This is a genomic window from uncultured Tenacibaculum sp., from assembly GCF_947495995.1.
GTDB lineage: Bacteria > Bacteroidota > Bacteroidia > Flavobacteriales > Flavobacteriaceae > Polaribacter.
This window is the reverse complement of sequence record NZ_CANMAX010000001.1, coordinates 1,033,333-1,054,076: the sequence shown is the minus strand read 5'-3', so window position 1 is coordinate 1,054,076 and position 20,744 is coordinate 1,033,333. Positions and strand designations below refer to the sequence as shown.

18 protein-coding genes are annotated in these 20,744 nt (G+C 31.0%); 9 read left to right on the top strand and 9 right to left on the bottom strand.

Going from position 1 to position 20,744, the window contains the following annotated elements:
- Window positions 1–3 precede the first annotated feature (3 nt).
- Both pheS and Q1A15_RS04805 read left to right on the top strand, forming a co-directional pair.
- The gene (pheS, locus tag Q1A15_RS04810; RefSeq protein WP_299619596.1) at window positions 4–1,023 is read left to right on the top strand and encodes a phenylalanine--tRNA ligase subunit alpha; all 1,020 of its coding nucleotides are present in this window, start codon (window positions 4–6) and stop codon (window positions 1,021–1,023) included.
- 86 nt (window positions 1,024–1,109) lie between these two features.
- The gene (locus Q1A15_RS04805; RefSeq protein WP_299619593.1) at window positions 1,110–1,505 is read left to right on the top strand and encodes a hypothetical protein; all 396 of its coding nucleotides are present in this window, start codon (window positions 1,110–1,112) and stop codon (window positions 1,503–1,505) included.
- Window positions 1,506–2,037: 532 nt separating this feature from the next.
- Here the strand turns inward: Q1A15_RS04805 and Q1A15_RS04800 are convergent.
- The 3 genes from Q1A15_RS04800 to Q1A15_RS04790 form a co-directional block, all read right to left on the bottom strand.
- A complete protein-coding gene (locus tag Q1A15_RS04800) occupies window positions 2,038–2,400 on the bottom strand; it encodes a cupin domain-containing protein (protein ID WP_299619590.1) in 363 nt (120 codons plus the stop codon).
- 11 nt (window positions 2,401–2,411) lie between these two features.
- On the bottom strand, window positions 2,412–3,221 hold the full coding sequence (locus Q1A15_RS04795) for a DUF6503 family protein (RefSeq protein WP_299619587.1): 810 nt from the start codon (window positions 3,219–3,221) through the stop codon (window positions 2,412–2,414).
- 149 nt (window positions 3,222–3,370) lie between these two features.
- The gene (locus Q1A15_RS04790; protein ID WP_299619584.1) at window positions 3,371–4,270 is read right to left on the bottom strand and encodes a hypothetical protein; all 900 of its coding nucleotides are present in this window, start codon (window positions 4,268–4,270) and stop codon (window positions 3,371–3,373) included.
- 197 nt (window positions 4,271–4,467) lie between these two features.
- Between Q1A15_RS04790 and Q1A15_RS04785 the strand changes: the two genes are divergently transcribed.
- Entirely contained in the window at window positions 4,468–5,829 is a 1,362-nt protein-coding gene (locus Q1A15_RS04785; RefSeq protein ID WP_299619581.1) for an alanine/glycine:cation symporter family protein, read from the top strand.
- Here the strand turns inward: Q1A15_RS04785 and Q1A15_RS04780 are convergent, their stop codons facing one another.
- The 5 genes from Q1A15_RS04780 to Q1A15_RS04760 form a co-directional block, all read right to left on the bottom strand.
- Window positions 5,830–6,531 (bottom strand): M50 family metallopeptidase, encoded by a 702-nt coding sequence (locus Q1A15_RS04780; protein WP_299619577.1) that lies wholly within the window; start codon window positions 6,529–6,531, stop codon window positions 5,830–5,832.
- Between the two features lie 17 nt (window positions 6,532–6,548).
- On the bottom strand, window positions 6,549–7,184 hold the full coding sequence (locus tag Q1A15_RS04775) for an FMN-binding negative transcriptional regulator (RefSeq protein ID WP_299619574.1): 636 nt from the start codon (window positions 7,182–7,184) through the stop codon (window positions 6,549–6,551).
- A gap of 1 nt (window position 7,185) precedes the next feature.
- Window positions 7,186–8,922 carry a M28 family peptidase gene (locus Q1A15_RS04770; RefSeq protein ID WP_299619571.1) on the bottom strand — a complete coding sequence of 579 codons (1,737 nt, stop codon included), beginning with the start codon at window positions 8,920–8,922 and terminating at the stop codon, window positions 7,186–7,188.
- 104 nt (window positions 8,923–9,026) lie between these two features.
- Window positions 9,027–9,509: a hypothetical protein gene (locus tag Q1A15_RS04765; protein ID WP_299619568.1), complete on the bottom strand. Its 483-nt coding sequence runs from the start codon at window positions 9,507–9,509 to the stop codon at window positions 9,027–9,029.
- 412 nt (window positions 9,510–9,921) lie between these two features.
- Window positions 9,922–10,266: a HopJ type III effector protein gene (locus tag Q1A15_RS04760; RefSeq protein ID WP_299619565.1), complete on the bottom strand. Its 345-nt coding sequence runs from the start codon at window positions 10,264–10,266 to the stop codon at window positions 9,922–9,924.
- 116 nt (window positions 10,267–10,382) lie between these two features.
- Here Q1A15_RS04760 and aspS point away from each other — a divergent pair, with 116 nt between their 5' ends.
- The 3 genes from aspS to Q1A15_RS04745 all read left to right on the top strand — a co-directional run bounded on the left by aspS (window position 10,383) and on the right by Q1A15_RS04745 (window position 13,713).
- On the top strand, window positions 10,383–12,146 hold the full coding sequence (aspS, locus tag Q1A15_RS04755) for an aspartate--tRNA ligase (RefSeq protein WP_299619562.1): 1,764 nt from the start codon (window positions 10,383–10,385) through the stop codon (window positions 12,144–12,146).
- A gap of 201 nt (window positions 12,147–12,347) precedes the next feature.
- Window positions 12,348–12,902 carry a hypothetical protein gene (locus Q1A15_RS04750; RefSeq protein WP_299619559.1) on the top strand — a complete coding sequence of 185 codons (555 nt, stop codon included), beginning with the start codon at window positions 12,348–12,350 and terminating at the stop codon, window positions 12,900–12,902.
- A gap of 52 nt (window positions 12,903–12,954) precedes the next feature.
- Window positions 12,955–13,713, top strand: a complete 759-nt coding sequence (locus tag Q1A15_RS04745; protein ID WP_299619556.1) for a tetratricopeptide repeat protein — start codon at window positions 12,955–12,957, stop codon at window positions 13,711–13,713.
- A 49-nt stretch (window positions 13,714–13,762) separates the two neighbouring features.
- On the opposite strand, the gene Q1A15_RS04740 is transcribed toward Q1A15_RS04745, so the two are convergent.
- Entirely contained in the window at window positions 13,763–14,782 is a 1,020-nt protein-coding gene (locus Q1A15_RS04740) for a LacI family DNA-binding transcriptional regulator (protein WP_299619553.1), read from the bottom strand.
- A gap of 145 nt (window positions 14,783–14,927) precedes the next feature.
- Here Q1A15_RS04740 and Q1A15_RS04735 point away from each other — a divergent pair, with 145 nt between their 5' ends.
- The 3 genes from Q1A15_RS04735 (at window position 14,928) to Q1A15_RS04725 (ending at window position 20,733) form a co-directional block, all read left to right on the top strand.
- Window positions 14,928–17,594, top strand: coding sequence for a TonB-dependent receptor (locus Q1A15_RS04735; protein ID WP_299619550.1), 2,667 nt, complete (start codon window positions 14,928–14,930; stop codon window positions 17,592–17,594).
- Window positions 17,595–17,683: 89 nt separating this feature from the next.
- Window positions 17,684–18,997 (top strand): trehalase family glycosidase, encoded by a 1,314-nt coding sequence (locus Q1A15_RS04730; protein WP_299619547.1) that lies wholly within the window; start codon window positions 17,684–17,686, stop codon window positions 18,995–18,997.
- A gap of 29 nt (window positions 18,998–19,026) precedes the next feature.
- Complete coding sequence (locus Q1A15_RS04725) at window positions 19,027–20,733, top strand: sodium/solute symporter (RefSeq protein WP_299619543.1); 1,707 nt, start codon at window positions 19,027–19,029, stop codon at window positions 20,731–20,733.
- Window positions 20,734–20,744: the final 11 nt, after the last annotated feature.

Sequence of the window (20,744 nt, the reverse complement as noted above, 5' to 3'; positions counted from 1 at the left end):
ATTATGTTAGAAAAGATTACAGGCTTAATCGAAGAAGTTAAAAACTTTGATGCCTCATCGGCAGAAGAAATTGAAAATTTCAGAATAAAATACCTTGGTAGTAAAGGGATTTTAAAGGATTTGTTTGCAGAATTTAAAAATGTTCCTAACGAACAAAAAAAGGAATTCGGGCAAACAATTAACCTTTTAAAAAATTCTGCTGAAGAAAAAATTAGCACTTTAAAGGAACGTTTAGAAAGTGCTGTTGAAGAAAAAGGTGTTTATGGAGATTTAACTCGTCCTGCTGAACCAATTCAATTAGGTTCAAGACATCCAATATCTATTGTTAAAAATCAAATCATTGAAGTTTTTAATAGAATTGGGTTTACTGTATCTGAAGGTCCAGAAATTGAGGATGATTGGCATAACTTTACTGCATTAAACTTGCCAGAATATCATCCAGCAAGAGATATGCAAGACACTTTCTTTATTGACAAGAATCCGGATACTCTTTTACGCACACATACATCGTCTGTTCAAGTTCGATATATGGAGCAAAATGAGCCACCAATTAGAACTATTTCTCCAGGTAGAGTATTTAGAAATGAAGATATTTCTGCTCGTGCTCACTGTATTTTCCACCAAGTAGAAGGATTATATATTGATACTGATGTTTCTTTTGCTGATTTAAAGCAAACATTATTATACTTTACTAAAGAAATGTTTGGAAAATCTAAGATTAGATTACGTCCTTCTTATTTCCCTTTTACGGAGCCAAGTGCTGAAGTTGATATTTACTGGGGATTAGAAACTGAAACTGATTATAGAATTACAAAAGGTACAGGTTGGTTAGAAATTATGGGATGTGGTATGGTTGATCCTAATGTACTTAAGAATTGTAACATCGATCCAACAAAATATTCTGGATATGCTTTTGGTATGGGAATTGAGCGTATAGCCATGTTATTATATCAAATACCAGATATTAGAATGTTTTACGAAAATGATGTTCGTTTCTTAGAACAATTTAAATCTGTCATCTAAAAAATAATATATATTATAATTTAAAGTTGTAGTGTTTTTTAATCTTAAGAACGCTACAACTTTTTTTAATTTCAAAAAGATATAGAATGAAGAAAGATATTACGATACCTGGAGTTACAGGAATAGAAATGGCGGTTGTTTTAGAGCATAATAAAACTCACAACACTGAAGACTGGTATGTTTACCTTATGAATAAAAAAGAGGTAAATATCGATATGATTATGATTGTTTCTCAAGGTTTTTCAGAAAAGAAAACAACTACTGTTTTTAGAAAAAGAATAGATTCTTTACCTGCTAATAGTTATGCTAAAGTAGAAATGATTCATCCAGATGTTTTTAGTTTATCTAATAGATTTCAAGTTTCTTTTTTTGAAGGAAATCAATTATTTGAAAAGACTTTTACATTCGAAGCAAATACTATAAAAGAAGGTAATTTAAGAATGATAAAAACCTTAAATCTAAGAGGTATAACTATCAAATAAAAAAAAATCCTTTTACGATTGGGGACGTAAAAGGATTAATTTAATCAACCAAATAAATTTTAAAAAACCTTCATTTATTTTCTTATAATGAAAAAAACAAAACTATAAGGATACTTTCATGTATATCACTTATTTACACTTCAAAGATACTACACACTTCTTCATTTTTTTGTGCATTTTCGACGGTGTGATTTCCATCTATAGATAAACTGTTTAATTTCATCGACGAATGAATTTAAATACCTCTAAACGAACACAATAAATAAATTTTGATTGTTTTATAAAAAAGAAGAACCCTTTTACATTTGGGGCTTGCAAAAGGGTTGAATATAGGTTTTTAAAGGAAAACCTTATAACTTAAAAAATGAAAAAACAAAACTTATAAAAAAGGGATTATTTTAAAAGTTTATTTTCACTACTATTAACACTTCAAAGGTAGATTAGTTTCACATTTTTTTATGTTAAGATTCGACATCTAGTTTCTAAACTTAGACTAAAGGTTGATCTTTGTCGACGAATAGAAATTAGAGCGTTAAATTGTATCGTAAGTTTCAACAGTTATATCTGCTGTAACATCTCCGGTATGCTTTGTTGATAATGGTTCAAAGAGTAAAAGATGAACCTCTTCTTTGGCTATAGGTTTATGTGGTACACCTTTAGGCACGATATAAAACTCTCCTTCATTAACAATTACAGAAGAGTCTTCAAAATCTAGCTGTAACTGACCTTTTATGACCATAAATAACTCATCTTCATCATCGTGTTTATGAAATACAAATTCACCTTTAATTTTAGCCAACAATACTTGCTGTCCGTTTAATTTGGCTACTTTTTTTGGAGACCATTGATCTGAGAATAAATCTAATTTCTCTTTAATATTAATAACTTTTGACATGACAATGAGTTTTAGTTCTTATTTAAATTTACTACGTTTTCAGTATCTATCTTAGACAATTCTTTAAGCTTACCTTCTTCGTATAATTTAGGTAAATCTGCTAAAGGCGTTCCAACTTCTGCTTTATAATTGACATAATCTTGAAAGATAACTCCATCAACATTTCTTCTATTGTAACTACTTCTAAAACGTACACCTCCACTATTCACTTTATAATTATAAGCTAAATAATCTACTGTATTCGTTTTTTCGTTTACCCAGTAGTGAAATTGATCTTCAAAATCTTTTCCTCCACCTTCTTGTTTAAAAGTAACTTCAACAACATTATAGGCTTCTCCTTTAATTGTAGTTTTACCTTTAAATTCTTTGTTTACTGCTCCATCATTAAGCTTGTATGGCAACGTAGCAAAATAGATTACGGAGTTTAATGCTTCTGAAAATCTAGATTTAGTTTTATCATCAAGCTCAACAGCTTCTCCATTAATCTTTCTTGATAATTCTCCGTTGTTTAAAACATCTTCAACGATTTGATCTTTTATATTTCTCTTTACGCTGTACGTATAATTGCTTCCATCATTTTTAAAAGCATATTCATTCTTTCTGAAAATAAATTTATAATGTGCAGTATTATATAATTCTCCTCCGTGAGCCTTAATAGCTTTATTAATTATTATTTCTCCTTCAGAAACTGGTTTTACTTCTTCTTTTACAACCTTTATTTCTTTCTTTTCTTTACCCTCTTTTTCTTCCTTATTTAGTTGACAAGATATTGTGAATAATGACACAAATAATACGATAATACTTCCAAAAGTTTTTTTCATTGTTCCGTTTGTTTATTAGTACTAAGTCTGTTTTTCACGAACAACTTACAATTATTAACTAATATTTATACACTATTACTACTTAAAATTATCACAATAAAAAAAGCTGCCTTGTTAGGCAGCCTTTATTCTTTTTATATTGATAAAGCTTATCTTAAGCTAATACTTGTTTCTCCTACTTTTCTTTTGTCGATAAAAACATTTACAGTATACTTACCTTTAGTTAGTTGAGTTCTGTCAACTGAGATTAAAGATACTACTCCGATTTTTTCTTTGTCGTAATTTACATTTATCAGATCGTTGTATGCAATTTCTTTATTTGCATCACTTCTTTCTGATGGAATTACTTCTTCATTTTTATCAAGAAGTTGAACGTAAACTTGCTTTTTTCCCATTGAAGCTACTTGATTAGGTAACATATCAAACTTGATTTTAAAAGCATCTGTTTTTCTAGATCTAGAAGTACTAGTATACTTACCGTTGTTTCTCTCTTTTAACGCTTGTACTTGTATTCCACTAATCTTAATATTTCCTGCAATACTTACTTTACGTTTTAATTCGCGTTCCTCAGCAGTTAATTTTTTATTCTTAGATAATAAAGAGTTATATGATTTTTCACCAGCCTCTAACTGATTCTTTACATCATTATTCTCTTTACGAAGACGTTTGTTTTCTCTATCTAAAGATTCTGCTTTTAAGAACAACTTTCTGTTTTCGCGTTCTAACTTAGTTACTTTTAAAGAATATTTGAATAATAAATCATAATTCACTTTTTCCATCTTCTTAACAGAATCTTTAAGTGCTATGATTTTATTCATTCCAGTAATAACACGCTTAGTTAACCATTTCTTTTTGGTTCTAATTTCTTTGTAGTCTGCTACGATTTTATCTAGTTCTTTTTCTAAGATTTTTTTCTCTTTGAAGAACTCATTCTCCAACTGATTTTTATTCTCATGTGTTTTAAAAGAATAGATAATTAATGAAACTAAAAGAATCACTGGAGAAAATTTTAAAAATTTACTCAACGAAGTATTATTTAATGCTTTCATTTTGAGGGGATAAAGAATTAAAATTTGTAAATATAAAAATGTTGTTTTTTCGACCTTCTTGTCTTCGACCAACTGTTGATTTTGTGCGATGAACGCTGGGGATGAGTCGATAGACTTTGTAAGAATTTACACTTTAGGTGCATTTAAATATACAAAAAAATCTTTAATTATTGTTATTTTCGTTGAAAACAACTTTTATGAGTGTGCAAGATCTTATTGCTGAATTTTCTTCTTGGGTTTGGGGTATTCCTTTGTTAATACTATTGATTGGTGGTGGTTTAACTTTATTTATTTACTCTGGTTTAGTTCCTTTTCGTTATTTGGGCCATGCAGTAAATATTTTAAGAGGAAAATACGACAAGCATAATTCTCCTGGAGATCTTTCCCATTACGAAGCTTTATCCTCTGCAATTGCAGCAACAGTTGGTATGGGAAATATTAGTGGTGTTGCTATTGCTATAGCTACAGGTGGACCTGGAGCTATTTTTTGGATGTGGGTAAGTGCCTTTGTAGGAATGGCTACAAAGTTTTTTACTTGTAGTTTATCTATAATGTATCGTGGAAAAGATGAAGACGGAAACGTAAAAGGCGGACCAATGTATGTTATTACTGAAGGTTTAGGAAAAAAATGGAAGCCTTTAGCCGTATTTTTTGCATCTGCAGGTTTAATAGGAACTTTACCAGCATTTCAAGCCAATCAATTAACACAAACTTTAATCGATGTTTTTAAGGTAAACGAGAGTAATGTTCAAACATCTAAGCTATTATTAGGTATTACTATTGGAATTATTACTGCTTTAGTAATCTTTGGTGGAATTAAAAGAATTGGAAAAATTGCCGGTAAGTTAGTTCCTGTAATGGTAGCTATTTATTTAATCACTGTACTTTCTATTTTAATTTTAAAAATTGAAAATATTCCTAGTATGTTTTCTTTGATCTTTACTGATGCTTTTTCAGGAAATGCAGTTATGGGTGGAGCATTAGGAGCTTTAATTATTACTGGTGTGAAAAGAGCTGCTTTTTCTAATGAAGCCGGTTTAGGAACAGCACCAATGATGCACGGAACCGCAAAAACTAATGAACCAATTCGTGAAGGTTTGGTAGCCATGTTAGGTCCTGCTATTGACACATTACTTGTTTGTACACTTACAGCTTTAGCTATATTGGCTTCTGGTATTTGGAAAGGTTTTCAAGGCAATGGAATATCATTAACTCTAACTGCTTTTGACTCTGTTTTACCTTACGGAATAGGTAGTGTTATATTAACTATTTGTGTTTTAATTTTCGCTTTTTCTACCTTATTCACATATTCTTTCTACGGATATTCTTGTTTGTGTTTTTTAACCAATACAAAAATTGGAAAATACTATAACTATATCTATATAGCAGCCATAGTAATTGCGGCAAACGTAAAATTAGATTTCGTAATTAACTTGATTGATAGTGGTTATGCTTTAATGGCAATACCAACTGTACTATCAACATTAATATTAGCTCCAAAAGTAAAAAGAGCTGCTAAAGATTATTTTACAAGATTAAAAGCCGAAAAAAGTTCGTAGTTATTTTCTCAAATAAAACTTTATACTTTTATAAAGCATAATTCCGCTGAGTATAAAAATAAGCGCTCCCCACACCCAATACGTACCAAAGGTATTGGCTGCAATATTTTGTGTGTCGGAAGTCATTATTTGTCCGTTTCTTTCAAATTGTTTTGTAAATAAGTAATTGAATTGAAGGTATGTACTTAACATACATTGTAATCCTAAAAACAGTACAGTAATTGTTTCTACTTTTTTGTTTTTAAGAAACATAATAATAATTAAAGCTATTGAGATAGCGCCTAAAACTACAATTCCCAAATAAGAACGAATCCAAATTATTAAAGATAAAATGATAACTCCTGTTAGTATTCTTAGCATAATTGCAGCATGCTTTTGTGATCTTGCTGACATTATTAAAATACTTCCAGAAATAGCAGGACCGAACAATCCACCTGCAGCTGTAAGAGCGCTACAAAGATAAATCGGTAAAAATCGATTTGTTACAGAAGAATAAGCGACACCTCCACCATTTTGATAAATTTCTAAATAATGAAATTTCCCTCCGACAAGTAAAGCTGTTAACCCATGTCCCATTTCATGAAACCACGTTCCTAAGAGTCTAAAAGGATATTGGACCTGAACAAAATACGGTAGTTGTAACAATAAAAATATAGCTACAGTTATAATTAAAATAGTATAATCTAGTTTTTTTGAAATCACTTTATCATTTATAAAAATTATTCAGAAAATAATTCTGAAACTCTCTTTTTCATTTCAGAAGCTAAAAAAGAATTTGTTCCTCCGCGTTTTTCAAGCTCTATAATTACATTCAAATAACTTTCTTTATCTAAACCTTGGCTTAATTTAAACACAGTGTCTAAACGATCAATTTTAATTTCAAAGCCAGTAATGTGCGGCATCCATTTATTAGTATAACTCTCTGGCAAATTATTGTAAACGGTAGGCGAATTCTGATTTCCATTTTCGTGAAGTAACGTAAATGACTTCATTAATGAAACCAACTTTTCTCCTTCAAAAAAAGACATCTTTCCTTCAGCATGAACACTCATATAATTCCAAGTTGAACCTTTATTCGAATTCACGCACCAAGAAGCACTCACATATCCGTTAGGTCCAGTAAAAACTGATAATACATTAGAGTTTTTCTGAAACGCTTTACAATGATCTGTTTCTTTCATCATGTGTCCTATGATATACAATTCGTCATTACGCTTCTCAACAATCACAGGAATTTGAGTAGCCACAGGTTTTCCTTCTTCGTTTACACCTGTAATTTGAACAAATGGATATTCATTGATGAAATCTAAAATTTCTTGTTCGTTTTTGGCTTTATAACTTGGTATATTGTACATCCTATTTTTTACTTAACTCTTCAACTATTTGTTTTGAAGTTGTGTTAATTTTCTCTTGTGTTTTGGTGATTTTTTTCTTTAAAGTTAAAGAATCCTTAACCATATCTAGTGTCTTTTCAGCAGATTTCACATACCAATTATTCCAAGCGTTAATAATTCTTACTTGAGTAGTTAAAGAATCACCTTTTGAAAGTGCAATTTTACTTTGCTCTTTTTCCTCTTGTAATCTTGCTAAAGCAGCTACTTCTATTTCATTCAAAATTGTTGTTGCAGTGGTTTTATCTGAATTTAATAGCGTATAAGCTGCTGTTAAAGAACCAACACCTACATTTTTTAAAGTTTCCTGCGATACTTTATCTAAACGATCGTTATCTGTATGATAAAACTGATCTGTAAAATGCCAAAATAGCACACTTGGAATATTGCCTTTCAAAAACGGAACATGATCACTTCCGCCTTCAAATGGATTTGTATTTACTTCCCAATTCGCAATTTTTCCTTGAGCTTTGAATTTATTAATTAAGAAGTCATTTAAGTAATGAGGTTTCATTTGAGACAACTTCATTTCTGCAGCTCCCCATTCTGTATGCTTGTCTTTTCCTCTAGTCCAAATTGCACTCGGGTCTGGCATTTTTTCAATTAAGAAAGTACCACCAGTTTTCTTTGTATCTTCTCCAACCATATCTAACGAGATTCCCCATTTAATATCTTTAGCTCTAATACTATCTTCTTCTACATATCTTCTTGTAGAAACAATTTCATCTCCCCAAAGAAACGTTAATGTTCTTTTATTTGTAAACCTATTATTCTTTATAAAGTTAGCTGTTAAAGTTGCCATTTCTAAAGCAACACCAACTCCTGTTGCGTTATCGTTTGCTCCAGGCTCTTGAACGTGTGCACTGAAAACTAATCTTTCTTTTGGATAAGTAGTTCCTTTAATATCGGCTACAATAGTTAACTCTTCAGATTCATAAATTTTGGTATTTACAACTGCTGTAAGTTTCACTTTTCCTTTGCTTAATTCTTTTTTTAAAGCTTCTCTTGCTTTATAAGACAAAGCTATTCCCCAAGATTTAATCTTTTCATTCAAAGGAATTGTTCGGAATTGAATAGAAGTTGTATTTTTCTCTGGCTGTAAATAACTTGGATTGTTATAAGTTACTAAACCAACTGCTCCACCTTCTACTATAGCTTTTTTAAATATTCTATACGGATGAACCTCAGCAAAAACCATCTTTCCTCTTACATCCATTTTCTCTAAACTTTTAGTGTCTTCAACATAAATTACTTCTGCAGTAATTCCTTCTTTTAGTGTACTGTAAGAATTTAAAGCAATCATGTTTCTATTCGTATCGTGCTGTAATAAAATGTCCTCTTTACCTGCAATTCTTAATGAAGCATCTACAGATTCCCAGGTTGGTCTTTGTAATGGTCTTTTTTCTATACGATAGGTAAGAACATCTCCATCTTTGGCATTTTCTTCTTTTACAAATCCAGATTTTTCTAATTCTTCTGCTACTTTATATATCGATTTATTAAAACCGGTGTTTCCTACAACTCTCCAATATTTTTCTACAAAAGCTGTAGTATTGTAAGCTAAATCTCCAGTAAATTCTTGGTTTAAAACCTCTGAATAATTAGTTGGTTTTAAAGTTTTATTTTTTTGATTATCAGTTGTTTTCTTACATGAAACTATTGAAATAATAAACAATAAAATAAGAAGTGTGTTTTTATACATATTACAATTTTTTAATGGGCTAAAAATACACTTTTATTTTTCTGTGAAAGCTTAATATATTCTTAGATTCCTAAAAATTGATCACAACAAAACTCTTAATTTATTTAATCTAATAATTGAAGTTTTGTTATAGATGGCTTGTAGGTTTTAACCATTTCGTAATCACCATTACAACAAGGAAATGAAGATACTTTCCATTTCCAAAACACTTTAAATTTTTTCTTTAAATATTTTGGATTGTCGTTAAACTGTTTGTCTTTAAAAAAGAGTATAATAGTTCCGAAATCATTATTTCCAAAACCAAAATCATATATATTTTCGTTTTCATCTGTAAAATTTATATGATGGTAATCTCCAAAATCGTTTCCCGAATAGTGTGCAACAAAAGAATTTGATCTAGTTTTCCATAGATTCACTTCATAAGACAAGTCTTTTTTTAGATTCTGCTTTATGTTTTCCGGACAATAAACTATAAAATCATCAACAGACCAATCAACTACTTCTTCATTACTTTTTCCATCATCTTGGGCTTTTACTAAAGTAAATGCGAAAAACAAAACCATAAAATAAAGTGTATTCTTATACATACTACAATTTTTAATATGCTAAAAATACACTTTTATTTCTCTGTAAAAATTTAATTCTTTTTAGGTCTTGAATTAAGTTGAGTTTATTGCTAAGATTCAATTAAAAGGTTATTTTATGTTTCTCAATTTATTTTTTTCTAATTAAGTGAAGCTACGGAAAGGTTATGGACTTTTTTATTAAAAAAAAATTAATGATGAATAAATTTGATTGAAATTATTAAATGTAATAGATGACAACATTAATATTTGTTTTTACAATTTGTATAGTAATAAAAAAACCTCTAAACGCCTATGTTTTAAAAAAACTATATCCAAATATGTCTCTAAAAGATCTAATAAAATATGAAAAAGAAACAAAGTCGAATTTATTTATTAATCTACTCTCCAATCAATTAAAAAGAGACAATAAAAATTAACTTTTTTTGAATAACGTTTCATTCTCAAAACTCAATCCTTCAAAACCAGTATTCATAAAATTTCTGATGTTTTGATGACCTGTTCCGTTAGGTTCATTAACAACCTCAGCATAATATTGTCCGAAACAAGCTAAAGTTTCCTCTTGTGTAAGTTCTTGTTGAATTGCAAATGAAAACACTTTGCATGAACCTTGATTTTGAGAAACTTCATTTTCTAACACTCCGTTTTTAAATGCAGAAGGTGTAAAATTATAGTTGTCTTCGATCACTGATATCGTTTCTGAAAAATCTATTGTAGCAGGTTCGTTTTGTAATTTATGTTTGAATTCTTGTAGTGTCATTTCTCCGATGTTTTAGAAATACAAAAAAATAGATAATTCAACTTAAAAACTAAACTATAGTAATTTTTTACAAACTAACAATTATAGTTAAATTTGCGCATCTAAAATTATCAAAAATGTATAGATCGCATTCTTGCGGTGAATTAAGAGCATCGCATATTAATACTGAAGTTACCCTTGCTGGATGGGTTCAAAAATCAAGAGATAAAGGTTTTATGATCTGGGTTGATTTACGAGATCGTTATGGAATCACACAGTTGATTTTTGATGAAGAAAGAACTTCAAAAGATCTTATTGAAAAAGCAAAAACCTTAGGTAGAGAGTTCGTTATTCAAGTAAAAGGAACAGTAATCGAAAGAGCTTCTAAAAATCCTAACTTAGAAACTGGAGACATCGAAGTTTTAGTTTCTGACTTAACGATTTTAAACGATGCTAAATTACCTCCATTTACGATTGAAGATGAAACTGATGGTGGAGAAGATATTCGTATGAAATATCGTTATTTAGATATTCGTCGTAATCCTGTTAAAAACAGTTTATTATTCCGTCATAAAGTATCGATGGAAGTACGTAAATATTTATCTGACAAAGGATTTATTGATGTAGAAACTCCATATTTAATTAAATCTACACCAGAAGGAGCGCGTGATTTCTTAGTGCCTTCTCGTATGAATGCTGGTCAGTTTTACGCTTTACCTCAATCGCCACAAACATTCAAACAATTGTTAATGGTTGGTGGAATTGATAAATATTTCCAAATCGTAAAGTGTTTTAGAGATGAAGATTTACGTGCCGATCGTCAACCTGAGTTTACACAAATAGACTGCGAAATGTCGTTTGTAGAGCAAGAAGATATTTTAGAGATTTTCGAAGGAATGACTCGTCATTTATTAAAAGAGATTAACGGAGTTGAAGTTGATAAATTCCCAAGAATGTCTTTTGATGACGCTATGCGTTTATACGGAAATGACAAACCAGATATTCGTTTCGGAATGCAATTCGGTGAATTAAACGAAGTTGCACAACATAAAGATTTTAAAGTATTTAATAGTGCAGAGTTAGTAGTAGGAATTGCTGTTCCTGGAGCTGCTTCTTACACTCGTAAAGAAATTGATAAATTAATTGACTGGGTTAAGCGTCCGCAAGTTGGAGCTTTAGGAATGGTATATGTGAAATGTAACGAAGACGGAAGTTTTAAATCTTCTGTAGATAAGTTCTACGATCAAGAAGATTTAGCAAAATGGGCAGAAGTTACAGGAGCAGAACCAGGAGATTTAATTTGTGTTTTATCTGGAAACACGAATAAAGTACGTGCACAGTTAAGTGCATTACGTATGGAATTAGCTGAACGTTTAGGTTTACGTAAACCAGATGAATTTGCTCCGTTATGGGTTGTTGATTTCCCATTATTAGAGTTAGATGAGGAAACTGGACATTATCATGCCATGCACCACCCATTTACTTCTCCAAAACCAGGTCAGATCGAATTATTAGATACAGATCCAGGAGCTGTAAAAGCAAATGCTTATGATTTAGTTTTAAACGGAAACGAAATTGGAGGTGGATCTATCCGTATTCACGATAAAGAAACACAAGCGATTATGTTCAAACATTTAGGATTTACTGAAGAAGAAGCGAAAGCTCAGTTCGGTTTCTTAATGGATGCTTTTGAATATGGAGCGCCACCACATGGAGGTTTAGCTTTCGGTTTAGATCGTTTAGTTGCTATTTTAGGCGGACAAGAAACAATTCGTGATTTTATTGCGTTCCCTAAAAACAATTCTGGTAGAGATGTTATGATTGACGCACCTGCAACAATTGATAATGAACAATTACAAGAATTGAGTATTAAATTAGATATTCAACAACAAGAAGCATAGTTTAGAAACTAAATCGCTTCGCTTTAACAATTAAGACAAAAGAATTCTATAAATTAAAAATCCCGCCTAGTTCGGGATTTTTTTATTCAAATCTTACTTTCTTTCTATGCTACTTTTGCTATACGTACTCTTTTATTTGTCGTTTGTACATAGATTTCTCTTTTATCAAAATTTTATGTTTTTTTAAATTACATTTGACTCATGAAAAAAAGAAAAAAGCTAAAAACTACACTATACGTCTTTTCTATTTTGTTCTTAGGTGGAATTACAACTTTTGCTATACTGTATTATAATTTCTACGGAAAGTTTGAAGTTGATACGCAGCAATTCTCTCATCATATTGGATATATAGATCAAGAAAAAGCTTTATTAAACGATACATACACACTTTGTGGAGATCGAAGTATTTATAAAATACATCACGGTGCTCCTGATGATGCTTTTGAAGGAAGTAAAAAACAGTTCAAAAACTTTATCCTTTCAAATTATAAAAACGAGTCTTACACCGATTCTGGATATTTAAACTTTCGGTTTTTGATAAACTGCGAAGGAAACGCGGGTTGGTTTGAAATCATTGAAATGAATCTAGATTTAGAGGAATCTCCATTGAATAAAAACATGGTGAAACAATTACTAAAGTTAACTTCAGATTCTAGAAATTGGGCAGTTTTTTCTTATAAAAATCAGCCAAGAAATTATTATATGTACATATCTTATCGCATTGAAAATGGAGAAATTGTCGAAATATTACCTTAGTTTACTTATTTGCTTTAGTCTTCTGTCTTCTTGTAAAGAGAAAGTAAATCAAATGGGAAAAACAGAACAAAGAGTTTTAGCTGAAAAAGTTTTTAAAGAAGGCGCACACTTATATCAGGGCTCTCCAAAAAGCATGACTAGAATTCAAAAAGCTATTGAAATTGACCCAACATATGCCGAAGCTGTTAGAGAAATGTCTGTCGCGTATTTAAAAAGAGGAATGCCACACTTATGGAAAAAACACATGGATAAAGCTGTAGCTTTAAATCCTGAAGTTTGGCAAGGATACAGAGGTTATTGTTATTTATGGTTTTACAGAAATTATAAGAAAGCTATTGCAGATTTTAATGCTAGTGATGCATTAAATCCAAGCTTTACTGATGCACCTCAAGGTCATAGTGTTCATTATTGGATAGGAATTGCCTACTTAGGATTAAAAGATTATGAGAACTCTTTAAAATACTTTGATAAATATATAAATGAAGAAATTGAAAAATTCGGAACAAGTACTATTGAAGTTACAACTTATTTATACAAAGGAATCGTTTACTATGAAACAAATGACTTTGAAAAAGCTAAAGAGAATTTCGAATTGTTATTAAAAAATTCATACGATGTTTATGCTGATGGAAAATACTATTTAGCCCTTATTTTAAAGCAAGAAGGAAAAATAGAAGAAGCTAAAGAAATGCTACTTTCTGGATTAAAGGATTTTAATGATGGTTACGTAAATCAGCGTCCTTATGTTGAAAGTATGAGAGAGTTGTATTTTGAAGATTATCAAAACTTAATAGAAGACTTATCAAAATAAATACAAAGTGTAAAAAACACACGATTTTACTCTCTGATTTAATTTTAATTTATAAAAAAGTAGATTCTCTTATAATCAAATTCGTTTGAATTTCAATAGATTTACTCGTTCCGAAAACTTCATTGCTTTCAATTTCTCTTATCATTTGCTGCATGGCTAACTTTCCGATTCTACCTCCTGGCTGATTTACAGTAGTAAGATTAGGTTCTATAATTGTTGAGTGAGATGAGTTACTAAAACCTACAACCGCGATTTCATCTGGTATTTTTATAGCAAACTTTTTTAATGTTTTAATCACACCAATAGCAAAATCATCTGTAATACAAAAAATAGCGTCTGGTTTATCTTTTAAACATATTAGTTCTCTTGCTAATCGTTTCCCTTCATTAATTGATGAATCATCTGTACTTAAAATTAAACTCTCATCAATTGGCAAATCGTGTTTTTTTAAGGTTTGCTTATAACCTTCAAATCGCTTTTCAGAATTATATGAATCTTCACGTTCTTTAATAATCGCAATACGCTTCTTTCCAATATTAACCAAATGTTCAACCGCATTTGCTGCAGCAGCAACCTCATCAATCACCACTTGAGTACAAGGAATTTTACTTGATACTTTATCAAACAGAATTAAAGGTCGTTTTTTTAGCGCATGCAACATTGGTGAAATATCTCTAGTATGTTTAGATAAGGCCATTAAAATTCCTTCAACACCAAATTGAAGCATTGTATTTAAAACGTCTTTTTCTTTCTCAGGATTATTATTTGTTTCCGCAATAATGGTTGTGTAATTAGTTTTTTCAGACTCTAATAATATTCCCTTTAAAATTGTAGCTGTAAACGAATGAATAACACTCGGAACTATAATTCCTATAATATTTGTTTTATGTTTTCGAAACCCTTTTGCAAGAATATTGGGCACATATTGTAGTCGTTCTGCTTCTCTTTTTACTTTACGTTTTGTTTCTTCACTAATATCAATATGATCATTTAACGCCCTTGATACTGTTGAAATAGAAAGATTTAAACTCGCTGCAATCTGTTTTAATGTTGTAGTTTCTTTTTTCATAACGTAAATTTTAGGTTAAATCTTAACGAAATACTCTTATGCAAACGTTTGCGGTAACGTTTGCGTTAATTTTTCGTAAAATTATCGAAAAAAAAATAAACATATAATAATATTTTTACCCTATTAGCAACTAATTCGCAATTTTATGAAACAAATATTAATAGTATTATTATCGTTTTATGGTTTTTCAACTTTTGCACAAACAACTATAAAAGGTACAGTAAAAGACAAACAGGGTGAGCCTATCCCTGGAGTAAACATCATTATAGAAGGAACTTCTTCTGGAGCTTCTACAGATTTTGATGGAAATTTTACCTTGGTTACTTCTCTTACAGGTAAACAAACATTACGAGCGAGTTTTGTAGGATTTAAAACATTTATAGAAGTAATACAATTGGATGGAACTACAATTCAAAAAGACATTGTTCTTCAAGAAGGTGGAGATGTACTTGATGAAGTTGTACTTACCGCATCTAGTACTTTTAGATCGCAAAAAAACGCACCTTTATCTATAAGCTCTTTAAAACAAAAAGAGATTACAAAACTATCTGCCAATAGTCAGGCTGATATTATTAGAAGTGTTCCTGGTGTTACTGCTGAAGGTGGTGGTGGTGAAACAGCTACAAATGTATTTGTAAGAGGTTTACCTTCTGGCGGACAATATGTTTTTAATCCGTTACAATACGACGGAATGCCTTTAATGAGTACTTTCGGATTAAATTCATCTGCTCACGATGTTTATGCAAGACCAGATATTGGTTTTAAGGGATTTGAATTTGTTCGTGGTGGAGCAGCAGTATTATACGGGGCTGGATCTGTTGCTGGTATTTTAAATTACACAAGTAAAACAGGAGATACAGATGCAAATAATATTATCAATGTAGAATGGGCTAATAAAGGACGTGTAAAAACTGACTTTTATACTGGTGGTCGTTTAGGTGGAGAAGATTCTGATACATATTACGCTTTTACTGGGTTTGTAAGATACGATGAAGGTCCGATTGTAACAGGTTTACCAACAAAAGGAGCGCAATTCAGAGGAAATATTAAAAAGAAATTCGAAAATGGTTCATTAACTGTTCATGGACAATACATCAACGATAATGCTCAATTCTTTTTACCATTACCTTTAGACGGAGCATCTCGATCTAGATTAACAGGAAACGATGGTGAAGAAGTTTTTCAGTTATTATCTGGTGAATTAGCAAATACTTCTTTTAGAACTCCGGGTGGAATTTATAACAGCCCAATTGAAGATGGAGTTTCTACTAAAGGTGGTTATGTACTTACCGATTTCAACTACAATTTTACTGATGATTTAAAATTTAAGTCAAAAATAAGATTTGCAGAGTACGAGCATAATTTTGCTTTATACATTGGAGGAAATGGCGCGAATAACAATCCTATCACTTTAAATGAATACATCAATAATGTTGCTCCAGGAAACACTGATTTTACAGCAACTTATCAAGGAAGTACAGTTCCTGTAAATGGTAACGATTTAGTACTTGATAATTTACATATCGACCGTTTACGTCCGATGACAGATTATGCAGGGGAAGCTGCAATTGTAAAGAAAATTAATACCGATAACGGAAGTCACTCTATTACTTTAGGAACTTTCTTAGCTCGTTCTGAAGCTGAAGATGTAAACTTTCAATATCGTGTTTTATCAGAATTCAATAATAATCCAAGATTAATCAATTTAAGTTATACAGATGGAAACGGAAATAATGTCGTGTATTCTGAAGGTGGTTTATACAACAGAATTGGTATGACTTCAAATAGATTTTTAACCCAAAATAGAAGTGCGGTTTACATTACAGATGAAATGGTATTTGATAGATGGCGTTTCGATGTTGGATTCCGTCTAGAATCTACAGATGGTGTATTTAGCAACGGAAACATTGTTGAAGAACAAGTTTACGACAATCCAGAATTAACTCCAGAACTTGCTAACGTAAGTTATGCAGATGGTAGTTTTACAAGAGCTTCTGTATCTGCTACAGATTGGGCAGTTTCTTTAGCTGGTTTATATGAATTAAATGAGAAAGTAAACTTATATGCTAACTTCTCTAAAGGATATTTCTTCCCACAATTAAGAGGATTTGCACCAATTTCAACTGGAGTAACAAACAGTAAATACGATTCTGAACAAATCATTCAGTTTGAAGCAGGAGCTAAATATGGAAGCGAAAAACTTTCTGGTTCTTTTGCTGCGTATTACGTAGGATTAAGTGATCGTATCAGAATTACTCAAGGTTTTAATGCTGGTCAATTAGTAGATTTAACAAGATCTTCTCAGAATACAGCTACATTTGGTGTTGAAGCAAACTGGGATTATAAATTCATTGAAAACTTAAGCTTCAGAGGAACTCTTACGTATCAAGATCATGAGATTACTGAAAATGTAGATGAAGATTTAGTAAACGGAGGAAGTACTTCAATTAATGAAGGTAATAAACTAGCAAGACAACCGAATTTTATTACTGCTTTAGGATTACACTACGATGACAAGAAATTTGATGGTGTATTCTCTTTAAACTACACAGGTAGCAAATTCGCAGCAGATAATAATAACGTTGAATTAGATCCAATTTCTATTGTAAGACTTGGAGCTGGATATACATTCGATTTAAACGAGAAAAGAGATAATTTACGTTTAGGATTCTCTGTATTCAACTTATTCGATACAGACGGAGTAACAGAAGGAGATCCAAGAAACGTTAATCAAGCTGGTGATGCAGAATTTTTCTTCGGTAGACCAATTTTACCAAGAAGATTATTCTTAACAGCAACCTTCAACTTTTAATCACACAATTTGTTAATAGTTTTTTTATAAAGCATTGGCTTAGCAACATCATTATCAACACATAAGCCAATGCTCTTTTACTAATTTTTATGAAAGATCAAAAACTTATCTCGAAAGCTCGAGAGATATTAAATAACAACTATCAGGAAAAAGGATTTACCATTCCTTGCCAGGGTTTATATCCTTTTCAATGGAATTGGGATTCTGGATTTATAGCTATCGGTTTTGCTCATTTCGACATGGAAAAAGCCAAGAAAGAGATTAAAACACTAATCGATTCACAATGGTCAAACGGATTTATACCGCACATCATTTTTCATAATGAAAGTGACACCTATTTCCCTGGACCAGAATTTCATCAATCTAGTTTAAGTCCACTAGTTGTTAATAAAATTCCGACTACAGGAATGACACAACCACATGTTCTTGGTTTTATGCTAGAACGTATGTATCACATTGCTGAAAACAAAGAAGATATTACTGCGTTTATTAAAGCTACAATTGATGCCGTTTATGAATATAGCTTGTATTTTTATAAGCATCGAGATCCTTTAGATGAAGGATTGGTATACATTTATCATAATTGGGAATCGGGAACAGACAATTCTCCTATTTGGGACGATGTTTGGAACACCATGGAATCTCCAAAGTATAAATTTGAACGAAGAGACACAACTCATGTAGATGCTTCTCAAAGACCAAGCAATGAAGAATATAATCATTATTTACACATTATTGAAATAGCAAAAGCTCATCATTATAATGATGAGAAAATTGCAGAATTATCACCTTTCTTAATTCAAGATCCGCTTTTTAATACAGTGCTTATTGCTTCTAATCAATCTTTAATTCGTTTGTATGAATTAATTGGTGGAAACGAAGATAAAATAGCGACATTAAAACAACTCACAGAGAAATCTATTCAAAGTTTTAATGATAAATTATACGATGAAGAACTAAAAGCGTATTGCCATTACGATTTAAGAAATAAGAAGTTATTACGTTATGTTTCTTCTTCTTCTTTTGCGCCTTTATTTGCTGAAATTCCAGATCAAAAAAGAGCAGATGAATTAGTTGGTACGTTAATGGATAAATTTGGAAATGAAGATCAGTACATGTGTGCTTCTTTCGATCCAACTCACGAACGTTATAAACCAAAACAATATTGGAGAGGCCCGGTTTGGATTAATTTAAACTGGTTATTATATCACGGATTGAATAAATACGGATACAATGCTATAGCGCAACGCGTGAAGGATGATTCTATTGAAATATTAGAAAAAAACGGATTTTACGAATATTTCGATGCAAGAAAAGAAGAGCATCAAAATAATACAGCTGGATATGGAGGAAATAATTTTTCTTGGAGTGCAGCACTTTTAATAGATTTATTAAGCGAATAACATTTAATTCCCCTAAATAATAGATACCTATGAACTGGCTAGATTATACACTTATTATCGTTTATCTCATTGCATTTATGAGCATGGGATATTTTTTTAAAGAGAATAAAACTTCTAAAGATTACTTTTTAGGAGGTAAAAGTCTAGGTTGGTTCCCATTAAGCTTATCTACCATGGCTACGCAATTGTCTGCCATTAGTTTTATTTCGGCACCTGCGTTCGTCGGTTTAAAACAAGGTGGTGGTATGAAATGGCTAACGTTTGAATTTGGTGTGCCATTAGCCATGGTAGGTATTATGTTTTTTGTTATTCCCCCATTATATAAATCTGGAGTTGTTAGTGTTTATGAATATTTAGAAAAACGTTTTTCTGCTTCAACACGAAAACTTATCAGTTTGGTTTTTCAAATAAGTAGAGCTTTAGGTACTGGAGTAATGGTGTTTACTATGGCGTTAATTATTCAAGCTGTAGTTGGTATTAGTTTTCATCTTACTTTATTAATCATAAGTGTTGTTACACTTATTTATTCTTATCAAGGCGGTATGAAAGCTGTGGTTTGGGGAGATGCAATTCAAATGATCATTCTTTTCTTGGGTTTAATTATTTGTTTAGGTGTCGCATATTATATGATGAAAGATATTGGTCAGTTTAAAGGTTTTGATGCTTCTAGATTGCAAGTTATAGAACTAGATAATTTAGGAATTTACAACAACGAAAATTACGGATTTTGGCCTATGCTTTTAGGTGGATTATTTTTATACTTATCGTATTACGGAACCGATCAAACTCAAGCACAACGTTTACTTTCAGCAAAAGATAGTTCTTCAATAAAAAAACTATTGGTGGCAAATGGTTTACTTCGTTTTCCTGTAGTTTTTGTGTATTGTGTTATGGGATTAATTATTGGTTATTTAGTAAATAACATTCCTGAATTTTACGACAGTATTGTTACGACTACAAAAACTCATTATCCTGCTGAATATGCTAGGAACGGAATAAAACCTGATTTAATGATTCCTGTATTTATCACTAAATATTTACCAAACGGTTTTATTGGAATATTAATGATCGGAATTATGTCTGCCGCAATGTCTTCCTTAAGTTCTACAATCAACTCTTTAAGCGCTGTAACTATTGAAGATTTTTTCAATAGCAAAGGACAATTATCAGAGAAAAAATATCTTTTCACTTCTAAAATATTAGTTGTTTTTTGGGGTGCTGTTTGTATTCTGGCAGCCTACTTATTTGGTAACAGTCAAAGTACAGTTATTGAAATTATCAATTCCATTTCTTCATTGTTTTACGGACCTATTTTAGCGGCTTTCATCTTAGCTATTTTCTTCAAAAAAGTAAATCATATAGGAATGAATGTTGCCATTATAAGTTCAGTAATTATAAATCTAATTTTTAAATACCTTCCTGAAATTACTTACTTTATCAATCAAGGAAAATTCTATAGCGGATCAGAAAATATTCATCAAGCGTTAGCAAATATTGGAATTCAAAATGTTCCTGATTTATTCTGGATTTGGTACAACTTAACTGGTTTTGTAATTGCTGTAGTTTTAGCTGTACTGGTTAGTAAATTGACTCCAAAAGTACCTGCAAAGCAAATGCAAAGTCAAACATACAGCATCAATTTACAATCTGTATTAACTCGTGAAACAGGAATTTTAGTAGGTTTCTTTATTCTTATCATCATCTTTAGTCTATTTATTCCACAGCTTTTTAGCTAAAACTATTTGTT